This window comes from Bradyrhizobium sp. NAS96.2, assembly GCF_001908235.1.
In the GTDB taxonomy this organism is placed as follows: domain Bacteria; phylum Pseudomonadota; class Alphaproteobacteria; order Rhizobiales; family Xanthobacteraceae; genus Bradyrhizobium.
Map to the genome: position 1 here is coordinate 12,388 of NZ_LGHK01000189.1, position 18,135 is coordinate 30,522.

The window sequence follows — 18,135 nt, forward strand, 5'->3', positions numbered from 1 at the left end:
TGGAGAGATACCCCTCACCCCCAACCCTCTCCCACAGGGGGAGAGGGAGCCATCGGTTCGTGCGTCCCTAACTGCAGAGGAGTGGTCTCATGACATCGCTCAAAGGCAAGACGCTGTTCATCTCCGGTGCGAGCCGCGGTATCGGGCTTGCGATCGCGCTCCGCGCGGCGCGTGACGGCGCCAATGTCGCGATCGCGGCGAAGACCGCCGAGCCGCATCCGAAGCTCAAGGGCACGATCTATACCGCCGCCGACGAAGTTCGCGCCGCCGGCGGCAAGGCGCTGCCTGTCATCTGCGACATCAGGGACGAGGCGCAGGTGATGGCGGCGATCGAGCAGACCGTCGCCGAGTTCGGCGGCATCGACGTCTGCGTCAACAATGCCAGCGCGATCAGCCTGACCAATTCGCAGGCGACCGACATGAAGCGTTACGATCTCATGATGGGGATCAACACCCGCGGCACCTTCATGGTGTCGAAATACTGCATTCCGCATCTGAAGAAGGCGGAGAATCCGCACATCCTGATGCTGTCGCCGCCGCTCGACATGAAGACCAAGTGGTTCGAGCACTCGACTGCCTATACGATGGCGAAATTCGGCATGAGCATGTGCGTGCTGGGGCTCGCCGGCGAACTGAAATCCGCCGGCGTCGCGGTCAACGCGCTGTGGCCGCGCACCACGATCGCGACCGCCGCGGTCGGCAATCTGCTCGGTGGCGATGCCATGATGCGCGCGAGCCGCACGCCCGAGATCATGGGCGATGCGGCCTATGCGATCATCACCCGGCCATCGCGCGAGTTCACCGGGCATTTCTGCATCGACGACAAGGTGCTCTACGCCAATGGCGTGCGCGATTTCGAGCACTACCGCGTCGATCCCTCGGTGCCGTTGATGTCGGATTTCTTCGTACCCGACGACGACCTGCCGCCACCCGGTGTCACCGTGCAGGCACTGCCGGCGCGCTGAAGCATGATCCGGAAAAGTGCGAAGCGGTTTTCCCTCGCGACAAACGCGGAACGCGTTTGCGCGGAGATCATGCTCAAAAAAGACTACAGCGCGGACGCCTTCAGCTCCGCGCGCCAGTGCGCCACGCGCTCCTTGAGCAGCGTGTCGCGCACATAGGCGAGCTCCTCGTCCTCGATCCGCTCCAGCGTTTCGAGCGACAGGTTGTCTGCGCCACGCGCCGACCAGGCGCGCTGCAGCTCGGCATTGCGATGATTGCCCATCCGCAGCGTGAACCAGATCCGGTTCTGGATCTTGTCGAGATCGAGCGCCGGCCCGACCCAGACCGCGCCGGTCGCGCGGCAGCGGATCGCGAACACGCCGGCGATGCTCGCGCGCTTCTTGTAATCGGCGATGGCCAGCTTGCGGTCCTCGGTCTTCATGGCGGCTCCTGTCTTCGTGGGGTGATGCTTTATATCCGGGTATTATTGACAAAGCAATTATGCCCGGGTAAAACATGCCATCCGAACCCGATGGAACGACCAACATGGACACCACCTGCTATCTGGAGCCGACCTGGAACGCCGGTCGCGACTTTGCCCAGCGCGAGATCATGGGCGAGCTGGTGATGCTCAATCTGCTGCGCTTCCGCGAGATCGCCGATTATTCGCAAAACCCCGAGCTCGCCCCGCCGCAGCCGATATCAGGCGCGGAGGCGTACGACCGCTATGTCGCCCACACGCTCCCGCATCTGCACAAGAGCGGCGGCGACATCCTGTTCATGGGTGACGGCGGGGCGTTCCTGATCGGGCCCGAGGCCGAGCGCTGGGACCGCGCGATGCTGATCCGGCAGAAGAGCCGCGGCGCGTTCCTCGCCTTCGCCGTGGCGGAGGCTTATCTGGCCGGGATCGGGCATCGCACCGCGGCGCTCGCCGATTCACGGCTGCTCCCGCTGGTCGAGCTGCCGCGATGAGCGAGCGTTTATCGGCCGACCTCGTACGGCCCGCCCTTCTCCAAGGCCCGCGCATAGGCCGGGCGGGCGTGGATACGCTCGAGGAACGCAACGCACCGGGGATGGCCATCCTCGAGCCCGCCGCGCGCGGCGGCCGCTTCCAGCGGAAAGCTCATCTGGATATCGGCGCCGGAGAATTCGTTGCCGGCGAACCATTCGCTCTTGCCGAGCTCGCCTTCCCAATAGGCCATGTGCTGCTTGAGCTGCGGATTGACCAGCGTGGACAGCGCCTGGTTCGACACCTTGCGCACCAAGGGCCGCAGCAGCGCCGGCGCGCGCTTCGGCATCAGCGTGAACAGCAGCTTCAAGAGCAGCGGCGTCATCGCCGATCCCTCGGCGTAGTGCAGCCAATAGGTGTAGCGCAGCCGCTCCGGCGTATCGGCTTGCGGGATCAGGCGGCCATTGCCGTAGGTCGCGATGATGTATTCGAGGATCGCACCGGATTCCGCGATGGTGTTGCCGTTGTCGGTGACGACGGGCGACTTGCCGAGCGGATGGATCGCGCGCAGCTCCTTCGGCGCCCGCATGTCGGGCTGCCGCTGGTAGCGCACGACCTCGTAAGGCACGCCCAATTCCTCGAGCAGCCACAGCACGCGCTGCGAGCGGGAATTGTTGAGGTGATGAACCGTCAGCATGGGCGTCCTCTCAAATGTCAGCGCAATCGGGCGGCGTTTGGTGCCAGCCCGACGCGAGAAAGTCGAGACGTACGCGCCTGGATTACCCCGAATTACCCGGGCAATATGCCGCGCAACCGAAAGGATCCGCGATGAACCCAGCCTATGTCGCCTTTGAAAACGAGCACCGCATCGCCGCCGGTGACCTCCCCGAGGTCGCCCGCGCCGCCAAGCAGCTGCTCGACCAGCGCAAGGACGCCGCGGTCCTGGTGTTCAACGGCCGCACCTCGGCGCTGGTCGATATCGACTTCCGCGGCTCGGTCGACGACGTGCTGGCGCGGCTGCCTAAGCCCGCCCGCCCGCTCGACGAGGAGCCGGCGGTGCCGGCCGCGCCGCGCGGGCCGGGACGACCAAAGCTCGGCGTCGTCGCGCGCGAGATCACGCTGTTGCCGCGGCATTGGGACTGGCTCGCACAGCAGAAGGGCGGCGCATCGGTTGCGATCCGCAAGCTGGTCGACGAGGCCCGTCGCTCGAGCGGCGACAACGACCGCACGCGCGCTGCACAGGATGCCGCCTATCGCTTTATGACCACGATGGCCGGCAACCGGCCGCATTACGAGGAGGCGATCCGCGCGCTGTTCGCGCACGACCGGCGGCGCTTCGCGACCCTAATCGCGGACTGGCCGGCCGATATCCGCGATCACACCATCGCGCTCGCCTATAGCGATCAAGCGGACTAGCGCGCGACGATGTTGTTTCAATCAGCAGCCACGAATGAGCTGCGCCCCCTCTCCCGCTTGCGGGGGAGGGCTGGGGTGGGGGTTTCGCCGCTCGCGACACTCTTCGTATGGAGAGAGCCCCCACCCGGATCACATCTTTCGATGCGATCCGACCTCCCCCGCAAGCGGGAGAGGTGCAGCGAGTACGCCGCTTGACCTAAAACGCACTAGCCACGCGTCAGCCCAATTCCCGGAAATCGAACGTGTCCAACCCTCCCTCCCTCCGCAAATCCTTCCTGTCGTTCCTGGCGCCGATGCTGCTGAGCAATGTGCTGCAGTCGCTGTTCGGCACCATCAACGGCGTCTATCTCGGCCAGATGATCGGGGTCGACGCGCTGGCGGCGGCATCAGTGTTCTTCCCGGTGATGTTCTTCTTCATCTCCTTCGTGATCGGCCTCAGCGCGGGTGCCTCGGTCATGATCGGCCAGGCCTGGGGCGCCGGCGAGCCCGACCGGGTGAAGGCCGTTGCCGGCACCACCATGACCGTGACGCTGCTGCTCGCGCTGGCGATCGCGATATCAGGCGGCCTGTTCGCCCGCCCGCTGTTGATCGCGCTTGCCACGCCGCCTGACGTCCTCGACGCCGCAGTGTCCTATGCGCGGATCATGATGATCACGATGCCGGTGACCTTCGCATTCCTGCTGCTCGCGGCGATGATGCGCGGCGTCGGTGACACCGTGACGCCGCTGGTGGCGCTGACGGTCTCAACCGTCGTCGGGCTCGTGGTGACGCCGGCCCTGATCCGCGGCTGGCTCGGCCTGCCGATGCTGGGCGTCGCCAGTGCCGCGATTGCCTCCGCCGTCTCGGGCGTGGTGACGCTGCTCTGGCTGCATGTCCACATGCTCAGGCACAAGCACCCGCTCGCCTTCGACGCCGCGTTCCTTCGCGCGATGCGGCCGAACGGCGCGCTGCTGCGCATCGTGCTGCGGCTCGGCATTCCGACCGCGATCGGCATGGTGGTGGTCTCGCTCGCCGAACTGGTGCTGCTCGGCCTCGTCAACGGTTTCGGCTCCGACGCTACCGCCGCCTATGGCGCGGTCAATCAGGTGATCGGCTATGTGCAGTTTCCGGCGATCTCGATCGCCATCACGACCTCGATCTTCGGCGCGCAGGCGATCGGTCGCGGCGAACCCGGCCGGGTCGGCGCCATCGTCAGGACCGGGCTCGAGATGAATCTCGCGCTGACCGGCGGGCTGGTCGTGCTCGGCTATCTCTTTGCGCGGCCGCTGATGGGCTTCTTCATCACCGACAGTGCCGTGCTCGCGCTCGCCCGGCAGCTGCTGTACATCGTGTTGTGGAGCATGGTGCTGTTCGGCATGGCGACGGTGTTTTCCGGCGCGATGCGCGCCGGCGGCACGGTGTGGGCGCCGCTGTTCATCTCGACCCTGGCGATCGCGGCGGTCGAGGTACCGGTCGCGACCCTGCTCAGCCGCGCCATCGGCATCAGCGGCATCTGGATCGCCTATCCCGTCACCTTCGCAACCATGTTCCTGTTGCAGATGGCCTATTATGCCCTGGTATGGCGCAAGCAGACCATCAAGCGGTTGATTTGACATCGCGCGCCGTGGCTCACATGATGAGTATCATATTCTACTGATGGCGCCTGCGACGATAGGCCCATGCTAGACGAGCCCAAAGGGAGAGAGCGCCGTGAGCCAGAATCCGCAATTCCTGTTCGATTTCGGCAGCCCCAACGCGTTCCTCAGCCATGAGGCGATCCCGGCAATCGAACAGCGCACCGGCGTCAAATTCGAATATGTCCCGATCCTGCTCGGCGGCATCTTCAAGGCCACCAACAACAAGTCGCCGGCCGAGACGCTGGCGGGCGTCAAGAACAAGCCCGAGTTCATGAAGATCGAGACCGAGCGCTTCCTCAAGCGCTTCAACGTCAAGCCCTACACCTGGAACCCGTTTTTCCCGGTCAACACGCTGAACCTGATGCGCGCAGCGGTCGCCGCCCAGTTTGAGGGCGTGTTCGAGAAATACATCGAGGCGGCTTTCCACCACATGTGGGTCGAGCCGAAGAAGATGGACGATCCTGAAGTGGCCGGCAAAGCGCTCGCCTCCTCCGGCCTGGATGCCGCAAAGCTGTTCGCCCGCGCGCAGGACGCCGACGTGAAGGGCAAGCTGATGGAATACACCCAGTCGGCCGTCGAGCGCGGCGCGTTCGGCTCGCCGACCTTCTTCGTCGGCAAGGAGATCTTCTTCGGCAAGGAGCAGCTGCGCGAAGTCGAGGAATTGGTGTCGGGAAAGTGACGTAGTCATTCCGGGGCGATGCGCAGCATCGAACCCGGAATCTCGAGATTCCGGGTCTGGTCCTTCGGACCATCCCGGAATGACGCTAGAGCCGGTAGCGAATAGTGATTAGCCAATCGCGAACCAGCATCTATATGTGTTCCCCATTCGCATTTGCTCAATCAAGAAGGAAAAATTCCCATGCGTGTTCTCGTGGTCGGCGCCGGTGCGATCGGCGGGTATTTCGGCGGTCGGATGCTTCAGGCGGGTCGCGACGTCACCTTCCTGGTGCGGCCCCGCCGCGCCTCCGAGCTCGCCTCCGCCGGGCTCGTGATCAGGAGCCCGAACGGCGATGTCACGCTGAGCAATCCGCCGACCGTGCAGGCCGACAAGCTCTCGGACAAGTTCGACGTCGTGCTGCTCAGCTGCAAGGCGTTCGACCTCGAGGACGCGATCAAGTCGTTTGCACCCGCGGTCGGCGACAAGACCACGATCATCCCGCTGCTCAACGGCATGCTGCATCTCGATGCGCTCGAGAAGAAGTTCGGCGCCCAGCATGTGCTTGGCGGTCTCTGCGCGATCGCGGCGACGCTGAACGAGAAGCGCGAGGTGGTGCAGCTGCAGCCGATGCAGTCGCTCGCGTTCGGCGAACGCGCCGGCGGCCTGTCCGACCGGGTGCGCGCGATCGCCGACACATTCTCCGTCGTCAACGGCGCGGCCGCCAGCGATCACATCATGCAGGACATGTGGGAGAAGTGGGTGTTCCTGGCATCGCTCGCCGCCTCCACCAGCCTGATGCGGACCTCGGTCGGCAACATCCTGGCCGCGCCTGGCGGCAAGGATTTCCTGCTCGGCATCCTCGACGAATGCAGCGCGATCGCGGCCGACGCCGGCCACGCGCCGGGTGGCCCGTTCTTCCAGCGCACCCGCGGGCTCCTGACCACTGAAGGCTCGCCGATGACCGCATCGATGTTCCGCGACATCAAGGCGGGGCTGCCGGTCGAAGCCGATCACGTGATCGGCGACCTGATCGTGCGCGCCGACGCCGCCAAGATCCCGGTGCCGAAGCTGCGCACGGCGTACACGCATCTCAAGGCGTATGAGAGGCAGCGGCAGGCGTAGCACAACCGGCGTCGTCCCGGCGAAAGCCGGGACCCATACGCCGCGGCCTCTCGATTTGAGGCAGATGTGGTTGCTATCTCGTCAATCAATTAAGTTCGGTGGTTATGGGTCCCGGCCTTCGCCGGGACGACACCGTCGTTGCGGCTACAAATGTGCCAGATAATGCGCGAGCGCGGTGATCTCCTCGTCGCTCAAGGGATACGCCACATCGGCCATCGCCGCCTGCGCGCCGCCGGAGCGCTGTCCCGACTTGTAGTCGTGCAGCGCCTTGACGAGATATTCCTCGCGCTGGCCGGCGATCCGGGCCACCGCCTTGGTGCCGGCGAAGGTGTCGCCATGGCATGAGGCGCAGCGGCGGCCGGCCGCGGCCTGCTTGCCCTTCTCGGACAAATCAGGATTGTCGTCCTTGCCGCCCTTGAACGGCGGCAGCGACGCGAAATAGGCGCCGAGATTGCGGATGTCGTCGTTGTTGAGCTGCTCGACGATCGGCTGCATCTGCTCGTTTTTGCGCGCGCCGGCGCGGAAGAACACCAGCTGCCACTGAACGAATTGGTCGAGCTGGCCGGCCAGCGATGGAATGTTCTCGGTCTGTGAGATGCCGTTGTCGCCATGACAACCGGCGCAGATTTCGGCCTTCGCCTTGCCGGCGGCGACATCGGCAGCATGGGCGGACGAAACGAGGAGAATTGCCGTCGCCAGAATTCCAAGGGACGCAAGTCGCATGTCAGTTCTCTCCGGCTGTCATCGCCGGGCATCCGTCCTCGACCTGGTCGAGGATGACCCGACGATCCATCGTGCTTGCTGAAGGGTTCTTGTTTGGATGGATGCCCTGATCAAGTCCGGGCATGACGAGGTGGTTCCGTTACCCATCGCGATTGAGGCTGCGGCCGCCTCCCGGCCACCGCAGCCTCGCGCCGTTTCAACCGCTACTTCTTGCTGTAGCTGATGCGATAGATCGCACCGGCCCAGTCGTCGGCAACGAGGATGGAGCCATCCTTGTCGAGCAGGATGTCGGCGGGACGGCCGAGATAGCCCTGGTCACCCTCGATCCAGCCGGAGGCGAAGATCTCCTGCTTGGCATTCTTGCCGTCGGGGCTCGCAGTGATCTTCACGATGCGGCCGCCCTGGTACTTGTGCCGGTTCCAGGAGCCGTGCTCAGCGATCAGGATCGCGTTCTTGTAATCGGCGGGGAATTGGCTGCCGGTATAGAACTTCATGCCGAGCGGAGCCACGTGCGCGCCGAGATTGTAGACCGGCGGGGTGAACTCCGAGCACTTGTGACCCATCGCGAACTTGGTGTCCGGCAGGTTGCCCTGGTGGCAATAGGGATAGCCGAAATGCTCGCCGATCTTCGAGATCATGTTGAGCTTGTCGCTCGGCAGATCGTCGCTGATCCAGTCGCGGGCGTTTTCGGTGAACCAGTACTTGCCGGTGCGCGGATCGACGTCGCCGCCGACCGAGTTGCGCACGCCGAGCGCCCAGATCTCCGCATTGCCGGTCTTGGGATCGACGCGGCGGATCTGCGACACCGAGGTCGGCGGGATGCCGATGTTGAAGGGAGGTCCGAACGGAATGTAGAACCAGCCATCCTTGTCGACGGCGATGTATTTCCAGCCATGCGCCGCATAGGACGGCATATCGTCATACACCACCTTGCCGCTGCCGAGATTGTCGAGATTGGCTTCTGCATTGTCGTACTTGATCAGCTTGTCGACCGCGATGACATAGAGCGCGCCGTCCTTGAAGGTGAGGCCGGTCGGCATGTTGAGGCCCTTGAGGATGGTCTTGACCTCTTTCTTGCCGTTGTTGTCCTTGATCGCGTAGACGTTGCCGAGGCCGAACGAGCCGACGAACAGCGTGCCCTTGTCGCCCCAGGCCATCTGCCGCGCCGCGAGCACGTTCGAGGCATAGACCTCGATCTTGAAGCCCGGCGGCAGCTTGATCTTCTTCATCATGCTGGCGAGTTCGGCGTCGGACGCGCCGGTCGGCGGACCGGACGGCGGGGCAAGGCCCTTCTGGGCTTCGGTCTCGTCGCCGAGGAACCAGTCATCCGGCGGATGGGTCCAGAATTCCTTGGTGCCGGATTCGTATTTCTTCAGCGCACGGTTCTTGTCAGTTTGTTGCTGCGCATTGGCGAAGGTTGTCCCCGCCAGCAGCGCAACCGCCGCGAACGCAAGTATCGATCGATTGAAAGCCGATTTCATCGCGTCACTCCCCTGTGCAAGCCGTTGCAGCTTGCCTGTTATTGATTTTGAACGCCCTGAGAGATGATGGTGGCGGTCTGGAGGTAGGTCAGACGACAAAATGGTAGCACATCCAACGACGCTGAAAAGCGCGTGCAGCGGTGTGCGTTGCGTCAAAACAAGTTGAGACGATATTTGAGACGATATTTTTCCTGAGCCCTCTGCCTGCGAACAAGGCATTCTGCACCGCAGCGTGATATTCGAATGAAGTTAACGCCCGGAATCTATCGCGACGAGAGGCGCGCCAGGCCGAGCGCCTGCGCCTTGGCCTTCGACAGCGGCCTGAACAACACGCTGCGCCGCTCGCCACTGGTGATCGCCGCGATCTTGAAGCCATCATCGGCGGCGATGATGTCGCCGGTCCGCAGCGTCATGTCGTCCTCGATCGCAATCGGCGACAGGCCGCTTGAGGCGCTGACGCTGCAAGAGCATTGCGGCACGATCTCGCGCTGAAACCGGAATGCATTTGCGAGCGTCTTGTAGGTCTCACCCTCTTCGGTCCTGGCGCTGTCGATGTCGGAGCCGGAATACAGCTTCACCTCGGCCGCGGGACAGGCCGCCTCGCAGGACCTGACATCCGCCGCATCACTCACGCGCGGCAGAAGGAAGAAGCCGCCATCGCCGGCCGCGGCATTGCGAGGTCGCAGCACCGCCCCGGACAACAAAAAAGCCCGCAATGGCGCGGGCCTTCATCAGACTGTCAGCTCTGTCGGCGAGATATTCGGTCAGCGAGAGATTTTGGAGCGGGCGAAGGGGCTCGAACCCTCGACCCCGACCTTGGCAAGGTCGTGCTCTACCACTGAGCTACACCCGCATCCGAAATGGCGGCGATCGCTCGCCGGCAACGGCAGACCTATGCCAAATGCTGTCTGTGAATGCAACACAAGAGCGCGGTCTGCCCCTCACGAAATCGCACGGTTTCGCTAAAAATTGACCCCGAATCGGCCGAAACTGGCGGTGGCGACGATTTCTTTTTATGTTTCCGCCGGAACCGGCCTCAAAGCCATCTCATCCCGGAGCGATTCGAGCCAAGTCTCGAACCAGCCGGTCAGGGTCTGCGCCAGTTCGACGCGGCGGGCGGCCTCGCAATCGAACACCGCCCACCATTCGATAAAGGCCCGGTCGCCGTCGACCACCGGGGTGACCCGCAGGGTTGCGCTGAAATCCGTCACTGGCAGGGTCGGGGGACCGGCAAATTCGTAGGTCTGGAAGCGCTCGACGTCGGACTGCGCGAGCAGCCGCTGCCGGATCCGCCGTTCCCGGTACAGCACGTTGCGCACCGCACCGACGGTGTCGCCGGACTTGCCGTCCTCGATCTCGCTCGTCCCCGCGCCACGGACCCAGACCGGGTAATTGTTGAAATCGCGGATGATTTTCCAGACTTCGCCGGCCGGCTGCTCGAACACGGTGCTGTAATAGGCCTTGGCCATTGGCGATCCCCGCTGCTGCCATGAAGGATCGCCATCATCGGCTGTTCCGGAGCGCAAGCCACCCGATCTCCGATGGAACGAGACGACCGGCAAGCGATTGAATTTTGCTGGCTGACCGCCATTTAGCCTGACAGAACGGCTGAACCAGCCGTGCGGAGCGTGCTAGAACGCCCCGGTATTTTTCCGACCTCAGAAGCAGGCGAGGACAACGTGACGATAATGGAGCAGGGCGGCCCCACGCCCCAGGCAGCGCCCGATCTGATCAAGGAGACGACGACCCAGACCTTCGTCAAGGACGTCATCGAGGAATCGCGCCGCCAGCCGGTGATGATCGACTTCTGGGCGCCGTGGTGCGGCCCCTGCCGCCAACTGACGCCGATCCTGGAGAAGGCGGTCAAGAACGCCAAGGGCCGGGTCAAGCTCGTCAAGATGAACATCGACGAGCATCCGCAGATCCCGGGCCAGATGGGCATCCAGTCGATCCCGGCCGTGATCGCCTTCGTCAACGGCCAGCCGGCCGATGGCTTCATGGGCGCGGTGCCGGAGAGCCAGGTCAACGCCTTCATCGAGAAGATCACCAAGGGTGTGCCCGCCGCCGGCGAGCCCAATCTCACCGAGATCCTGGCCGAGGCCGACGCCGCGCTTGCCGAGGGCGACGCCGAAGGTGCGGCACAGATCTACGCCGAGGTGCTGGCGCACGACGCCACCAATATCGCGGCGCTGGCCGGCCTCGCCAAATGCTACATGACATCAGGTGCGGTCGAGCAGGCCAAACAGACGCTCGCGATGGTGCCCGAATCCAAGCGCAACGACGCCGCGGTCAAGGCGGTGCAGGCGGCGATCGATCTCGCCGAACAGGCGCAGTCGGTCGGCCCGATCGCCGAGCTCGAACAGAAAGTCGCCGCAAACCCGCTCGATCATCAGGCCCGCTTCGATCTCGCGACCGCGCTCAATGCGATGGGCAAGCGCACGGAAGCGACCGAGCAATTGCTCGCCATCGTCAAACGTGACCGCATGTGGAACGACGACGGCGCGCGCAAGCAGCTGGTGCAGTTCTTCGAGGCGTGGGGCGGCACCGATGAGGCAACCGTCGAGGGGCGCAGGCGGTTGTCGACGATCCTGTTCTCGTAAAATACGCCCGTCACAGCAGCGGGACCGCAGATGCCGATCAATGCCGAATATCGCGGGCCCGGCGAGCTCCCGGAGATCATCCCGGTGTTCCCGCTGCCCGGTGCGCTGCTGCTGCCGCGCGGCCAGATGCCGCTCAACATCTTCGAGCCGCGTTATCTCGCGATGATCGACGACGCGCTGCGCGACGGTCACCGCCTGATCGGCATGATTCAACCGGACGTGGCGCATTCGCAGAATGAGGCGAAGCCGGTGCTGTTCCGCATCGGCTGCGTCGGCCGCATCACCCAGCTCGCCGAATCCGGCGACGGCCGCTACATCCTCGAACTGACCGGCGTCGCGCGCTTCAAGGTGGTCGAGGAGCTGACCGTGCAGACGCCGTACCGGCAGTGCAAGGTCGACTTCTTCTCCTTCACCGGCGACTTCACTGCGCGCAAGGGCGAGGAGGCCGTCGACCGCAAGGCGCTGCTCGAGGTGCTCGCCGATTTCCTCGAAGCCAACAATCTGAAGGTCGACTGGGAAGGCATCGAGTCCGCGCCGAACGAGGCGCTGGTCAATGCGCTGGCGATGATGTCGCCCTACGGTCCGGCCGAAAAGCAGGCGATGCTCGAGGCGCCCGACCTGAAGACCCGCGCCGAGATCCTGATCGCGGTCACCGAGATGGACCTCGCCAAGAAGCGCACCTCGGGCGATCCGCCGGTGCAGTAGGCTTCGCCGCCCTTCATAATCAACGATTGCGAAGCCGCTTGCGTCCGGTGAACATCGCGCGCACCAGGTTCTGACCCTGCAGCAATCCCACCACGACGACGCCGAGCACGTGCAGGGCGACCAGGATGATCACCGCATCCGAGGCATAGGCGTGGGTATCCTCGACCCACCAGACGCCGAAGAAGGTCACGGTGACCTCCATCGCGCCCGTGATCGCGGAGACCGCGAGCGTGAGCAGCAGCGCCACCAGCATCACGGTGCCTGCGGGATTGAGCCCGATATAGCGGCCGGTGATGCCGCGGCGGAGATTCCAGATGTAGCGCGGCGCGGCGCGAAGGCGGACGCCGAGCTTGCCGAAACGCGCATAGCGCGTGCCGGCAAAGCCCCAGATCAACCGGAACGCCAACAGCCCGATCACGGAATAGCCCGCCAGCCGGTGCAGCCGGTCATAGACGCTGGGCGTCACCCATGCGACCAGGACGAGGATGGCGAGCGCCCAGTGCCACAGCCGCAGCGGCAGGTCCCAGACCTGCACGCTGGTCGCGCCGCGGGCGCCCGGCGCCGCCTCCGTCATCGCCGCCGCTTCACTTGGCGATTCACTCGACGATTCACTTGGCGATCGTGTGCTTCAGGCTGAGATCCTCCGGGCTGTAGAACAGCTCGTAGAGCTTGCCTTCCTTGACGCCGTAGACTTCGTAGCAGGAGCCCTCGACCTTCGAGCGGCGCACCTCGTAGCCGGCCGCCTTGGCCTTGGCTTCGGCATCGCTTGCCGGCTTCCACGACGCCTTGTCGAGCTTGGTGCAAGTCTTGTAGCCGTCGGCAAACGCCGCCGATCCGAAAAGCCCCAGGACTCCAGCTGCAATCACAGCGCTCAAAATCACTCTCACGCGCATCCCCTCCGTTGACGATCATGCCCACAACGCACATCGCGCTGAGCACATGCGTGAACAATGCCGAGGGGATTGCCAAGTCAAGGAAGCGCGGCAGCGGCAGGCTTTAGAGAAATTCTAAAGCGCGATGAGATCAGGTTGAATCGTCATCGCGCTTTAGATTCCTGTTTAAGCATGATCTTTTCGGAAAACCGCTTCGCACTTTTCCGGATCATGCTCTAACGTCCGCGAAAACCGCTTTGCGCTCCGCGCGCAATTTGGTTTTGGCCGCGTGCTGCGGCCTTACGCCTCATGGAGCTCCGAATCTGCCGGCGCGGCGTTCGATCAGGACGCGGCACCCGCCATTGCGAGACGAACCGCAGCAGGGCGTTCGGCCGCTGCCGGGACCCGCTCACCGATCATCTGCGCGACCTTCTCGCTCTGCACCGGCGGGCTGAAGTGGAAGCCCTGCACTTCCACGCAGGCGTCGGCGCGCAGGATCTCGAGCTGCTCCCTGGTCTCGACGCCCTCGGCCGTCGTCGTCTTGCCGAGGCTGACGGCGAAGCGAACGATTGCGCGTGCGATCCGGCGCGACTCGTCCGATGCGCCCGAGAGTTCGGACACGAAGCTGCGGTCGATCTTGACCTTGTCGAACGGAAACTTCTGCAGGAAGCTCAGCGACGAATAGCCGGTGCCGAAATCGTCGAGCGCAATCCGCACCCCGAGATCGTGCAGCTGGCTGAGCGCCGCGAACACCGCCTCGCTGTCCTGGATGATGGCCGTTTCGGTGACTTCGAGCTCGAGCCGCTGCGGGGAGACTCCGGCGCTCGCCAGCGCGTGCACGATCACCGGCACCAGCTCCGGGCTCCTGAACTGCACCGGCGACAGATTGATCGCGATCTTGAGGTCGTCGGGCCATTTGGCAGCTTCCGCGCACGCGGTGCGCATCACCCATTCGCCGAGCGGCACGATCAGGCCGGTCTCTTCCGCCAGCGGAATGAACTGCGCCGGCGAGATCATGCCGCGCTGCGGATGGTGCCACCGCAGCAGCGCCTCGAAGCCGCAGGTCTCCCCGCTCGCGACATGGATGAACGGCTGATAGTGCAGCTCGAACTCGCCATTGGCGAGCGCACTGCGCATGTCGCGTTCGAGGGTGCGCCGGGCCTGCAGCAACCGGTCGAGCTCCGGCTCGAAGAACCGGAACGAGCCGCGCCCACCGCTCTTGGCCGAATAGAGCGCAAGATCGGCGCTGCGCAGAACCTCGTCCGAATCGGTGCCGTCGCGCGGAGCAAGCGCGATGCCGATGCTGGTCGTGGTGGTCACCCGATGATGGCCAAGATCGATCGGTTCGCTGAGCGCCTTCCTGATCTTCTCCGCGAGCAGGCCGGCCTCGGTGACCGGATCGCTGACGTGGTCGATGACCGCGAACTCGTCGCCGCCGAGCCGCGCCACCAGCGTCGTATCGCTGACGCAGCGGCGGAGCCGCGCGGCCACCGACTTCAGCAACGCATCGCCAGCCGGATGTCCGAGCGTGTCGTTGACGTCCTTGAAGCGATCGAGATCGAGCATCAGCACCGCAAGGCTCGGCCCGCCGCACCTCGCACCGGAAAGCGCCTGCTCCATCCATTCCTTGAGCAGCACGCGATTCGGCAGGTCGGTCAGCGCGTCGTGCTGCGCCATATGGGTGATCTTGGCCTCGGAGCGCCGCTGCTCGGTGACGTCGCGATGCGTCGCCACCCAGCCGCCGCCGGGCATCGGCTGCCGCGTCACGCAGATCAGCCGGCCGTCGGCAAGCTCGTCGACCCGGCTGCTGATCTCGTCGGCCGGCAGCGCGTTCAGCGTCGCGAGCACCTGCGTCGCGGCGACGTTGCTGGTCTCGCCCTTGAGGATGCCGTTGGCGATCCGATGCGTGATGATCTCGCGATGGGGGGTGCCGGGCACCAGCAGTTCGGGCGGCAGCCGGTACATCTTGGCGTAGCGATCATTGCACACGACGAGGCGCTTCTCCGCGTCGAACATGCAGAGGCCCTCGCCCATGTGGTTGATCGCGGTATCGAGCCGGAACCTCTGTTGCTCCAACTCCTTCTGCGACGCCTCGACCTGTTGCCGCGCCAGCGACAGCTGGCTGATGATCTCCTCGAAGCGGCGGGTGCGAAGCGCGAGGCGTCGGTCCGCGAGCACGCCGACCAGGCTCATCCCGAGCACCGAGAGCGCCACGCCCGCGATCACGATGGCGAGGAAGGCGGGAGAAAGCGACAGGGCCTCCGGAGCCAGCAACGGATCCGGAATGATCTCGACCGCGCCCATCGCGGTGAAATGATGCGACACGATCGCCAGCGTCAGCAACAGCGCCGCGACCAGCGACGACCAGCGATCCTGGTAACGGACCGCGGTCGCCAGCGCGGCGTAACCGAACAGCATGCCGAGCACGATGGAGGCGGCCACGAGGTCCATCGACCACACCACGTGGCCCGGCACTTCCAGCGCCCACATTCCGAGATAATGCATGCTTGCGATGCCGGCTCCGATCACGGCGCCGCCGACCGGCGCGCGCCAGGGGCTGGAGTCGGCGGCGGCAAGGCCGAGGCCGCCGGATGTCAGCATCATCGCCACCGCAAGCGACAGCGCGGTGAGAACGATCCCGTAGCCGGTCGGCACGCCAGGCTCATAGGCCAGCATGGCGATGAAATGCGTTGCCCAGATGCCATAGCCGATCGCAGCTCCCGCGATCGCGATCCAGATCAGCCGCGTCCGCGCCTGCGAGGCGATCGCGCGATGGAAGATATTGACTGCAACAATGCTGGCAACGAAGCAGACCAGTCCGGCCAGCAGAACCAGCCGCCAGTCATGCTCTCCTGAGAGGCACGTCAGAACACGAAACATGCGTCGGCCCATGGTTGTCCGCGCGGACAAGCTAGGCCGATTGAATTGCCTTCTCGATAATTTTCTACAACTTTCAGTGGCATGGTTATCCGCGCGTAAGCCGATTCCGCACGGAAATTGATGGCCCCATAAATTTTGAACACACCTTGCAATTGCGCGTCTTCAACCCGCGAGTGGAACCAGGACGGTTTCACCGGTTGCGACCAGCGAGGCCTCACCCTGCTCGTTCTCCGCAAATAATTCGGCGCGCGCAAAAATCTGTCTACGGCCTGCGCGCAGCGTGGTGCCCCTGGCGATGAAGCCGCGGCCCACCGCAGGCTTCAGGCAATTCATCGAGAAATGCGATGCGGTGACCGAGCCCACGACCGACGCGGCGGCAAAGCCGCAGGCGGTGTCGAGCAGCGCCGCGATCATGCCGGCGTGCAGGTGGCCTGCATATTGGGTGAGATCGTCGCGCCAGGGCATGCGCAGTTCCACTGCGCCGGCGCCGGCGGAAATCACCTCGATGCCGACAAGCCGGTTGAAGGCAGCGGATGCATTGGTCGCGATCAGACGCTCCAGATCGAATCCCGCTCCAGTGGTCATGCAAACCTCCATTGCGGCGGTCGTCGTTCGAGATTAGCCCTGACCGCCTCGACGTGATTGGGTGCGCCAAGCAGCAACGCCTGCTCGGCTGTCTCGGCCGCGAGACCGGTCGCCGCATCGCAAGCGGCGGCGAGGTTAAGCAGCCGTTTGGCGGCGCGGATCGCATCGGGACTGCGGTCAGCGATCGCGCGGGCCGTCTCAAGCGCGGCGGCGCGCGGGTCTTCGACGATCCGGGTGGCGAAACCGTAACCGAGCGCTTCGTCGGCGGAGAAGACGCGCGCAGTATAGGTCAGTTCGCGCACCACGTCCTCGCGCGCAAGATGGCGCATCAGCTGCGTGCCGGCCATGTCGGGCACCAGTCCCCATTTGGCTTCGATGATGGCAAGGCGCGTGGCGGGCGCGAGGTATCTGACGTCGGCGCCGAGCATCAGCTGAAAGCCGCCGCCGAACGCGATGCCATGGACGGCCGCGATTACCGGCACCGGCAATTCGCGCCAGAGCCACACCAGGTGCTGCGCGAAATTTGCGATGCCGTGGGTGCGCTGGCCGAGATCGGCAAGCGGGAGGATCGACTCGCCTTCCGTCGTCGCGACCAGGCGCTCGATATCGAGGCCGGCGCAGAAGGCCTCGCCTTCGCCCGACAGCACCACGGCGCGGACCTTTGGGTTGTCGGCGAGCTGCGCGCCGATGTCGGCTATCGCGGTAAACATCGCCGGATCAAGGGCGTTGAGCTTGTCGGGACGGTTGAGCCTGACGTCGGCGACGCCACCCGCGATGCTCAGGCTGATGCGGTCAGTCATCATCGTTGCGCTTGCTAGTATCCGGCGGCGGCGAGCGCCACGACCACGCTCATCGCCATCCAGCCGATATGACGGAAGCGGGTCGCAACCGCATTCGCCAGCGCGGCGCAGCCGAACACGACCGCGAGCGTCACCACGATCCAGTGCCGCGCGGCATCGGAGGCCATCGCGGGCGCTGCAATCAGCAGCACGCCGCCGCCGATCCAGGCGACGGTGCCGGCCTGATAGACCAGGCGGAGCAGCAGGCGCAGCCGCGGCGGCTCGACAGTGGCGCGGGCGAATATCTTGGTCTCGCCGAGCACGCCATGGATCAGGCTGACCAGGATGGCGATGGCACCGGCGCCTTGCAGCAGAAGATCACGCATCGGCAGGTCTCCATACAATGGACCATACAGTACTGTATGGATAAGACGCCAACGACTGGCGCCTGTCAATACACTTGTGTATGGTTGGCGGCGCAAACGGGGAACCATGACGGAACAGCTCTCAGCCAAGGACTGGCTCGATCAGGGCCTGAAGACGCTGGCGCGGCGCGGCTTCACGGCGCTCAAGGCCGAGCCGCTGGCCAAGGCCATGGGCGTCTCGCGCGGCAGCTTCTACTGGCACTTCGCCGACATCGGCGCCTACCGCGCCGCGATCCTCGACCATTGGCGCGAGGTCGCCGCCGAGCAGGTGATCGCCGAGCTCGAGACCATTCCGCAAGGCGGCGACGCGCTGGCGGTGCTGCTGCGCCGGACCTTCTCGGCGCGGCTGGCGCTGGAACGCGCGGTGCGCAGCTGGGCCACC

General features: G+C 64.7%; 21 protein-coding genes and 1 tRNA gene. 9 read left to right on the top strand and 13 right to left on the bottom strand.

The features are described 5' to 3' along the window. Positions 1-89 precede the first annotated feature (89 nt). Positions 90-965, top strand: coding sequence for an SDR family oxidoreductase (locus AC628_RS32520; protein WP_074130840.1), 876 nt, complete (start codon positions 90-92; stop codon positions 963-965). Between the two features lie 83 nt (positions 966-1,048). On the opposite strand, the gene AC628_RS32525 is transcribed toward AC628_RS32520, so the two are convergent. After that, positions 1,049-1,384, bottom strand: a complete 336-nt coding sequence (locus AC628_RS32525) for a GIY-YIG nuclease family protein (protein WP_074130841.1) — start codon at positions 1,382-1,384, stop codon at positions 1,049-1,051. 104 nt (positions 1,385-1,488) lie between these two features. On the opposite strand from AC628_RS32525, the gene AC628_RS32530 reads away from it, so the two are divergent. Continuing rightward, complete coding sequence (locus tag AC628_RS32530; RefSeq protein WP_074130854.1) at positions 1,489-1,914, top strand: DUF1330 domain-containing protein; 426 nt, start codon at positions 1,489-1,491, stop codon at positions 1,912-1,914. Positions 1,915-1,922: 8 nt separating this feature from the next. Here AC628_RS32530 and AC628_RS32535 read toward each other — a convergent pair whose 3' ends face one another. After that, positions 1,923-2,588: a glutathione S-transferase family protein gene (locus AC628_RS32535; RefSeq protein ID WP_074130842.1), complete on the bottom strand. Its 666-nt coding sequence runs from the start codon at positions 2,586-2,588 to the stop codon at positions 1,923-1,925. 131 nt (positions 2,589-2,719) lie between these two features. On the opposite strand from AC628_RS32535, the gene AC628_RS32540 reads away from it, so the two are divergent. From AC628_RS32540 to panE, 4 genes are all read left to right on the top strand, one after another. Then, positions 2,720-3,307, top strand: a complete 588-nt coding sequence (locus tag AC628_RS32540) for a DUF2239 family protein (protein ID WP_074130843.1) — start codon at positions 2,720-2,722, stop codon at positions 3,305-3,307. Between the two features lie 242 nt (positions 3,308-3,549). After that, positions 3,550-4,899, top strand: a complete 1,350-nt coding sequence (locus AC628_RS32545) for an MATE family efflux transporter (RefSeq protein WP_502689799.1) — start codon at positions 3,550-3,552, stop codon at positions 4,897-4,899. Between the two features lie 97 nt (positions 4,900-4,996). Further along, positions 4,997-5,602, top strand: a complete 606-nt coding sequence (locus AC628_RS32550; protein ID WP_074130845.1) for a 2-hydroxychromene-2-carboxylate isomerase — start codon at positions 4,997-4,999, stop codon at positions 5,600-5,602. A 180-nt stretch (positions 5,603-5,782) separates the two neighbouring features. Then, complete coding sequence (gene panE, locus AC628_RS32555; RefSeq protein ID WP_074130846.1) at positions 5,783-6,703, top strand: 2-dehydropantoate 2-reductase; 921 nt, start codon at positions 5,783-5,785, stop codon at positions 6,701-6,703. Between the two features lie 144 nt (positions 6,704-6,847). On the opposite strand, the gene AC628_RS32560 is transcribed toward panE, so the two are convergent. The 5 genes from AC628_RS32560 to AC628_RS32580 form a co-directional block, all read right to left on the bottom strand. Beyond that, on the bottom strand, positions 6,848-7,426 hold the full coding sequence (locus AC628_RS32560; RefSeq protein ID WP_074130847.1) for a c-type cytochrome: 579 nt from the start codon (positions 7,424-7,426) through the stop codon (positions 6,848-6,850). A 203-nt stretch (positions 7,427-7,629) separates the two neighbouring features. Then, complete coding sequence (locus AC628_RS32565; protein ID WP_050425225.1) at positions 7,630-8,907, bottom strand: PQQ-dependent sugar dehydrogenase; 1,278 nt, start codon at positions 8,905-8,907, stop codon at positions 7,630-7,632. Positions 8,908-9,170: 263 nt separating this feature from the next. Beyond that, on the bottom strand, positions 9,171-9,608 hold the full coding sequence (locus tag AC628_RS32570) for a DUF2865 domain-containing protein (RefSeq protein ID WP_245321444.1): 438 nt from the start codon (positions 9,606-9,608) through the stop codon (positions 9,171-9,173). Positions 9,609-9,685: 77 nt separating this feature from the next. Continuing rightward, positions 9,686-9,760, bottom strand: a tRNA-Gly gene (locus AC628_RS32575). Between the two features lie 160 nt (positions 9,761-9,920). Further along, complete coding sequence (locus AC628_RS32580; RefSeq protein ID WP_074130848.1) at positions 9,921-10,376, bottom strand: SRPBCC family protein; 456 nt, start codon at positions 10,374-10,376, stop codon at positions 9,921-9,923. 210 nt (positions 10,377-10,586) lie between these two features. Between AC628_RS32580 and trxA the strand changes: the two genes are divergently transcribed. Both trxA and AC628_RS32590 read left to right on the top strand, forming a co-directional pair. After that, on the top strand, positions 10,587-11,507 hold the full coding sequence (gene trxA / locus AC628_RS32585; protein ID WP_074130849.1) for a thioredoxin: 921 nt from the start codon (positions 10,587-10,589) through the stop codon (positions 11,505-11,507). 30 nt (positions 11,508-11,537) lie between these two features. After that, positions 11,538-12,212, top strand: coding sequence for an LON peptidase substrate-binding domain-containing protein (locus tag AC628_RS32590; RefSeq protein WP_074130850.1), 675 nt, complete (start codon positions 11,538-11,540; stop codon positions 12,210-12,212). A 19-nt stretch (positions 12,213-12,231) separates the two neighbouring features. Here the strand turns inward: AC628_RS32590 and AC628_RS32595 are convergent, their stop codons facing one another. The 6 genes from AC628_RS32595 to AC628_RS32620 form a co-directional block, all read right to left on the bottom strand. Next, a complete protein-coding gene (locus AC628_RS32595; protein ID WP_074130851.1) occupies positions 12,232-12,786 on the bottom strand; it encodes a cytochrome b/b6 domain-containing protein in 555 nt (184 codons plus the stop codon). Between the two features lie 34 nt (positions 12,787-12,820). Then, positions 12,821-13,105, bottom strand: coding sequence for a PepSY domain-containing protein (locus tag AC628_RS32600; protein ID WP_143201920.1), 285 nt, complete (start codon positions 13,103-13,105; stop codon positions 12,821-12,823). Between the two features lie 321 nt (positions 13,106-13,426). After that, the gene (locus AC628_RS32605) at positions 13,427-15,964 is read right to left on the bottom strand and encodes a bifunctional diguanylate cyclase/phosphodiesterase (RefSeq protein WP_074130856.1); all 2,538 of its coding nucleotides are present in this window, start codon (positions 15,962-15,964) and stop codon (positions 13,427-13,429) included. A gap of 162 nt (positions 15,965-16,126) precedes the next feature. After that, positions 16,127-16,549: a PaaI family thioesterase gene (locus AC628_RS32610; protein WP_074130852.1), complete on the bottom strand. Its 423-nt coding sequence runs from the start codon at positions 16,547-16,549 to the stop codon at positions 16,127-16,129. Next, a complete protein-coding gene (locus AC628_RS32615; protein WP_074130857.1) occupies positions 16,546-17,349 on the bottom strand; it encodes a crotonase/enoyl-CoA hydratase family protein in 804 nt (267 codons plus the stop codon). The genes AC628_RS32610 and AC628_RS32615 overlap by 4 nt, the downstream gene beginning before the upstream one ends. A gap of 14 nt (positions 17,350-17,363) precedes the next feature. Then, positions 17,364-17,714, bottom strand: a complete 351-nt coding sequence (locus tag AC628_RS32620) for a hypothetical protein (RefSeq protein WP_074130853.1) — start codon at positions 17,712-17,714, stop codon at positions 17,364-17,366. Positions 17,715-17,820: 106 nt separating this feature from the next. Between AC628_RS32620 and AC628_RS32625 the strand changes: the two genes are divergently transcribed. Then, on the top strand, positions 17,821-18,135 hold a 315-nt coding region (locus tag AC628_RS32625; RefSeq protein ID WP_143201922.1), incomplete at its 3' end, for a TetR/AcrR family transcriptional regulator.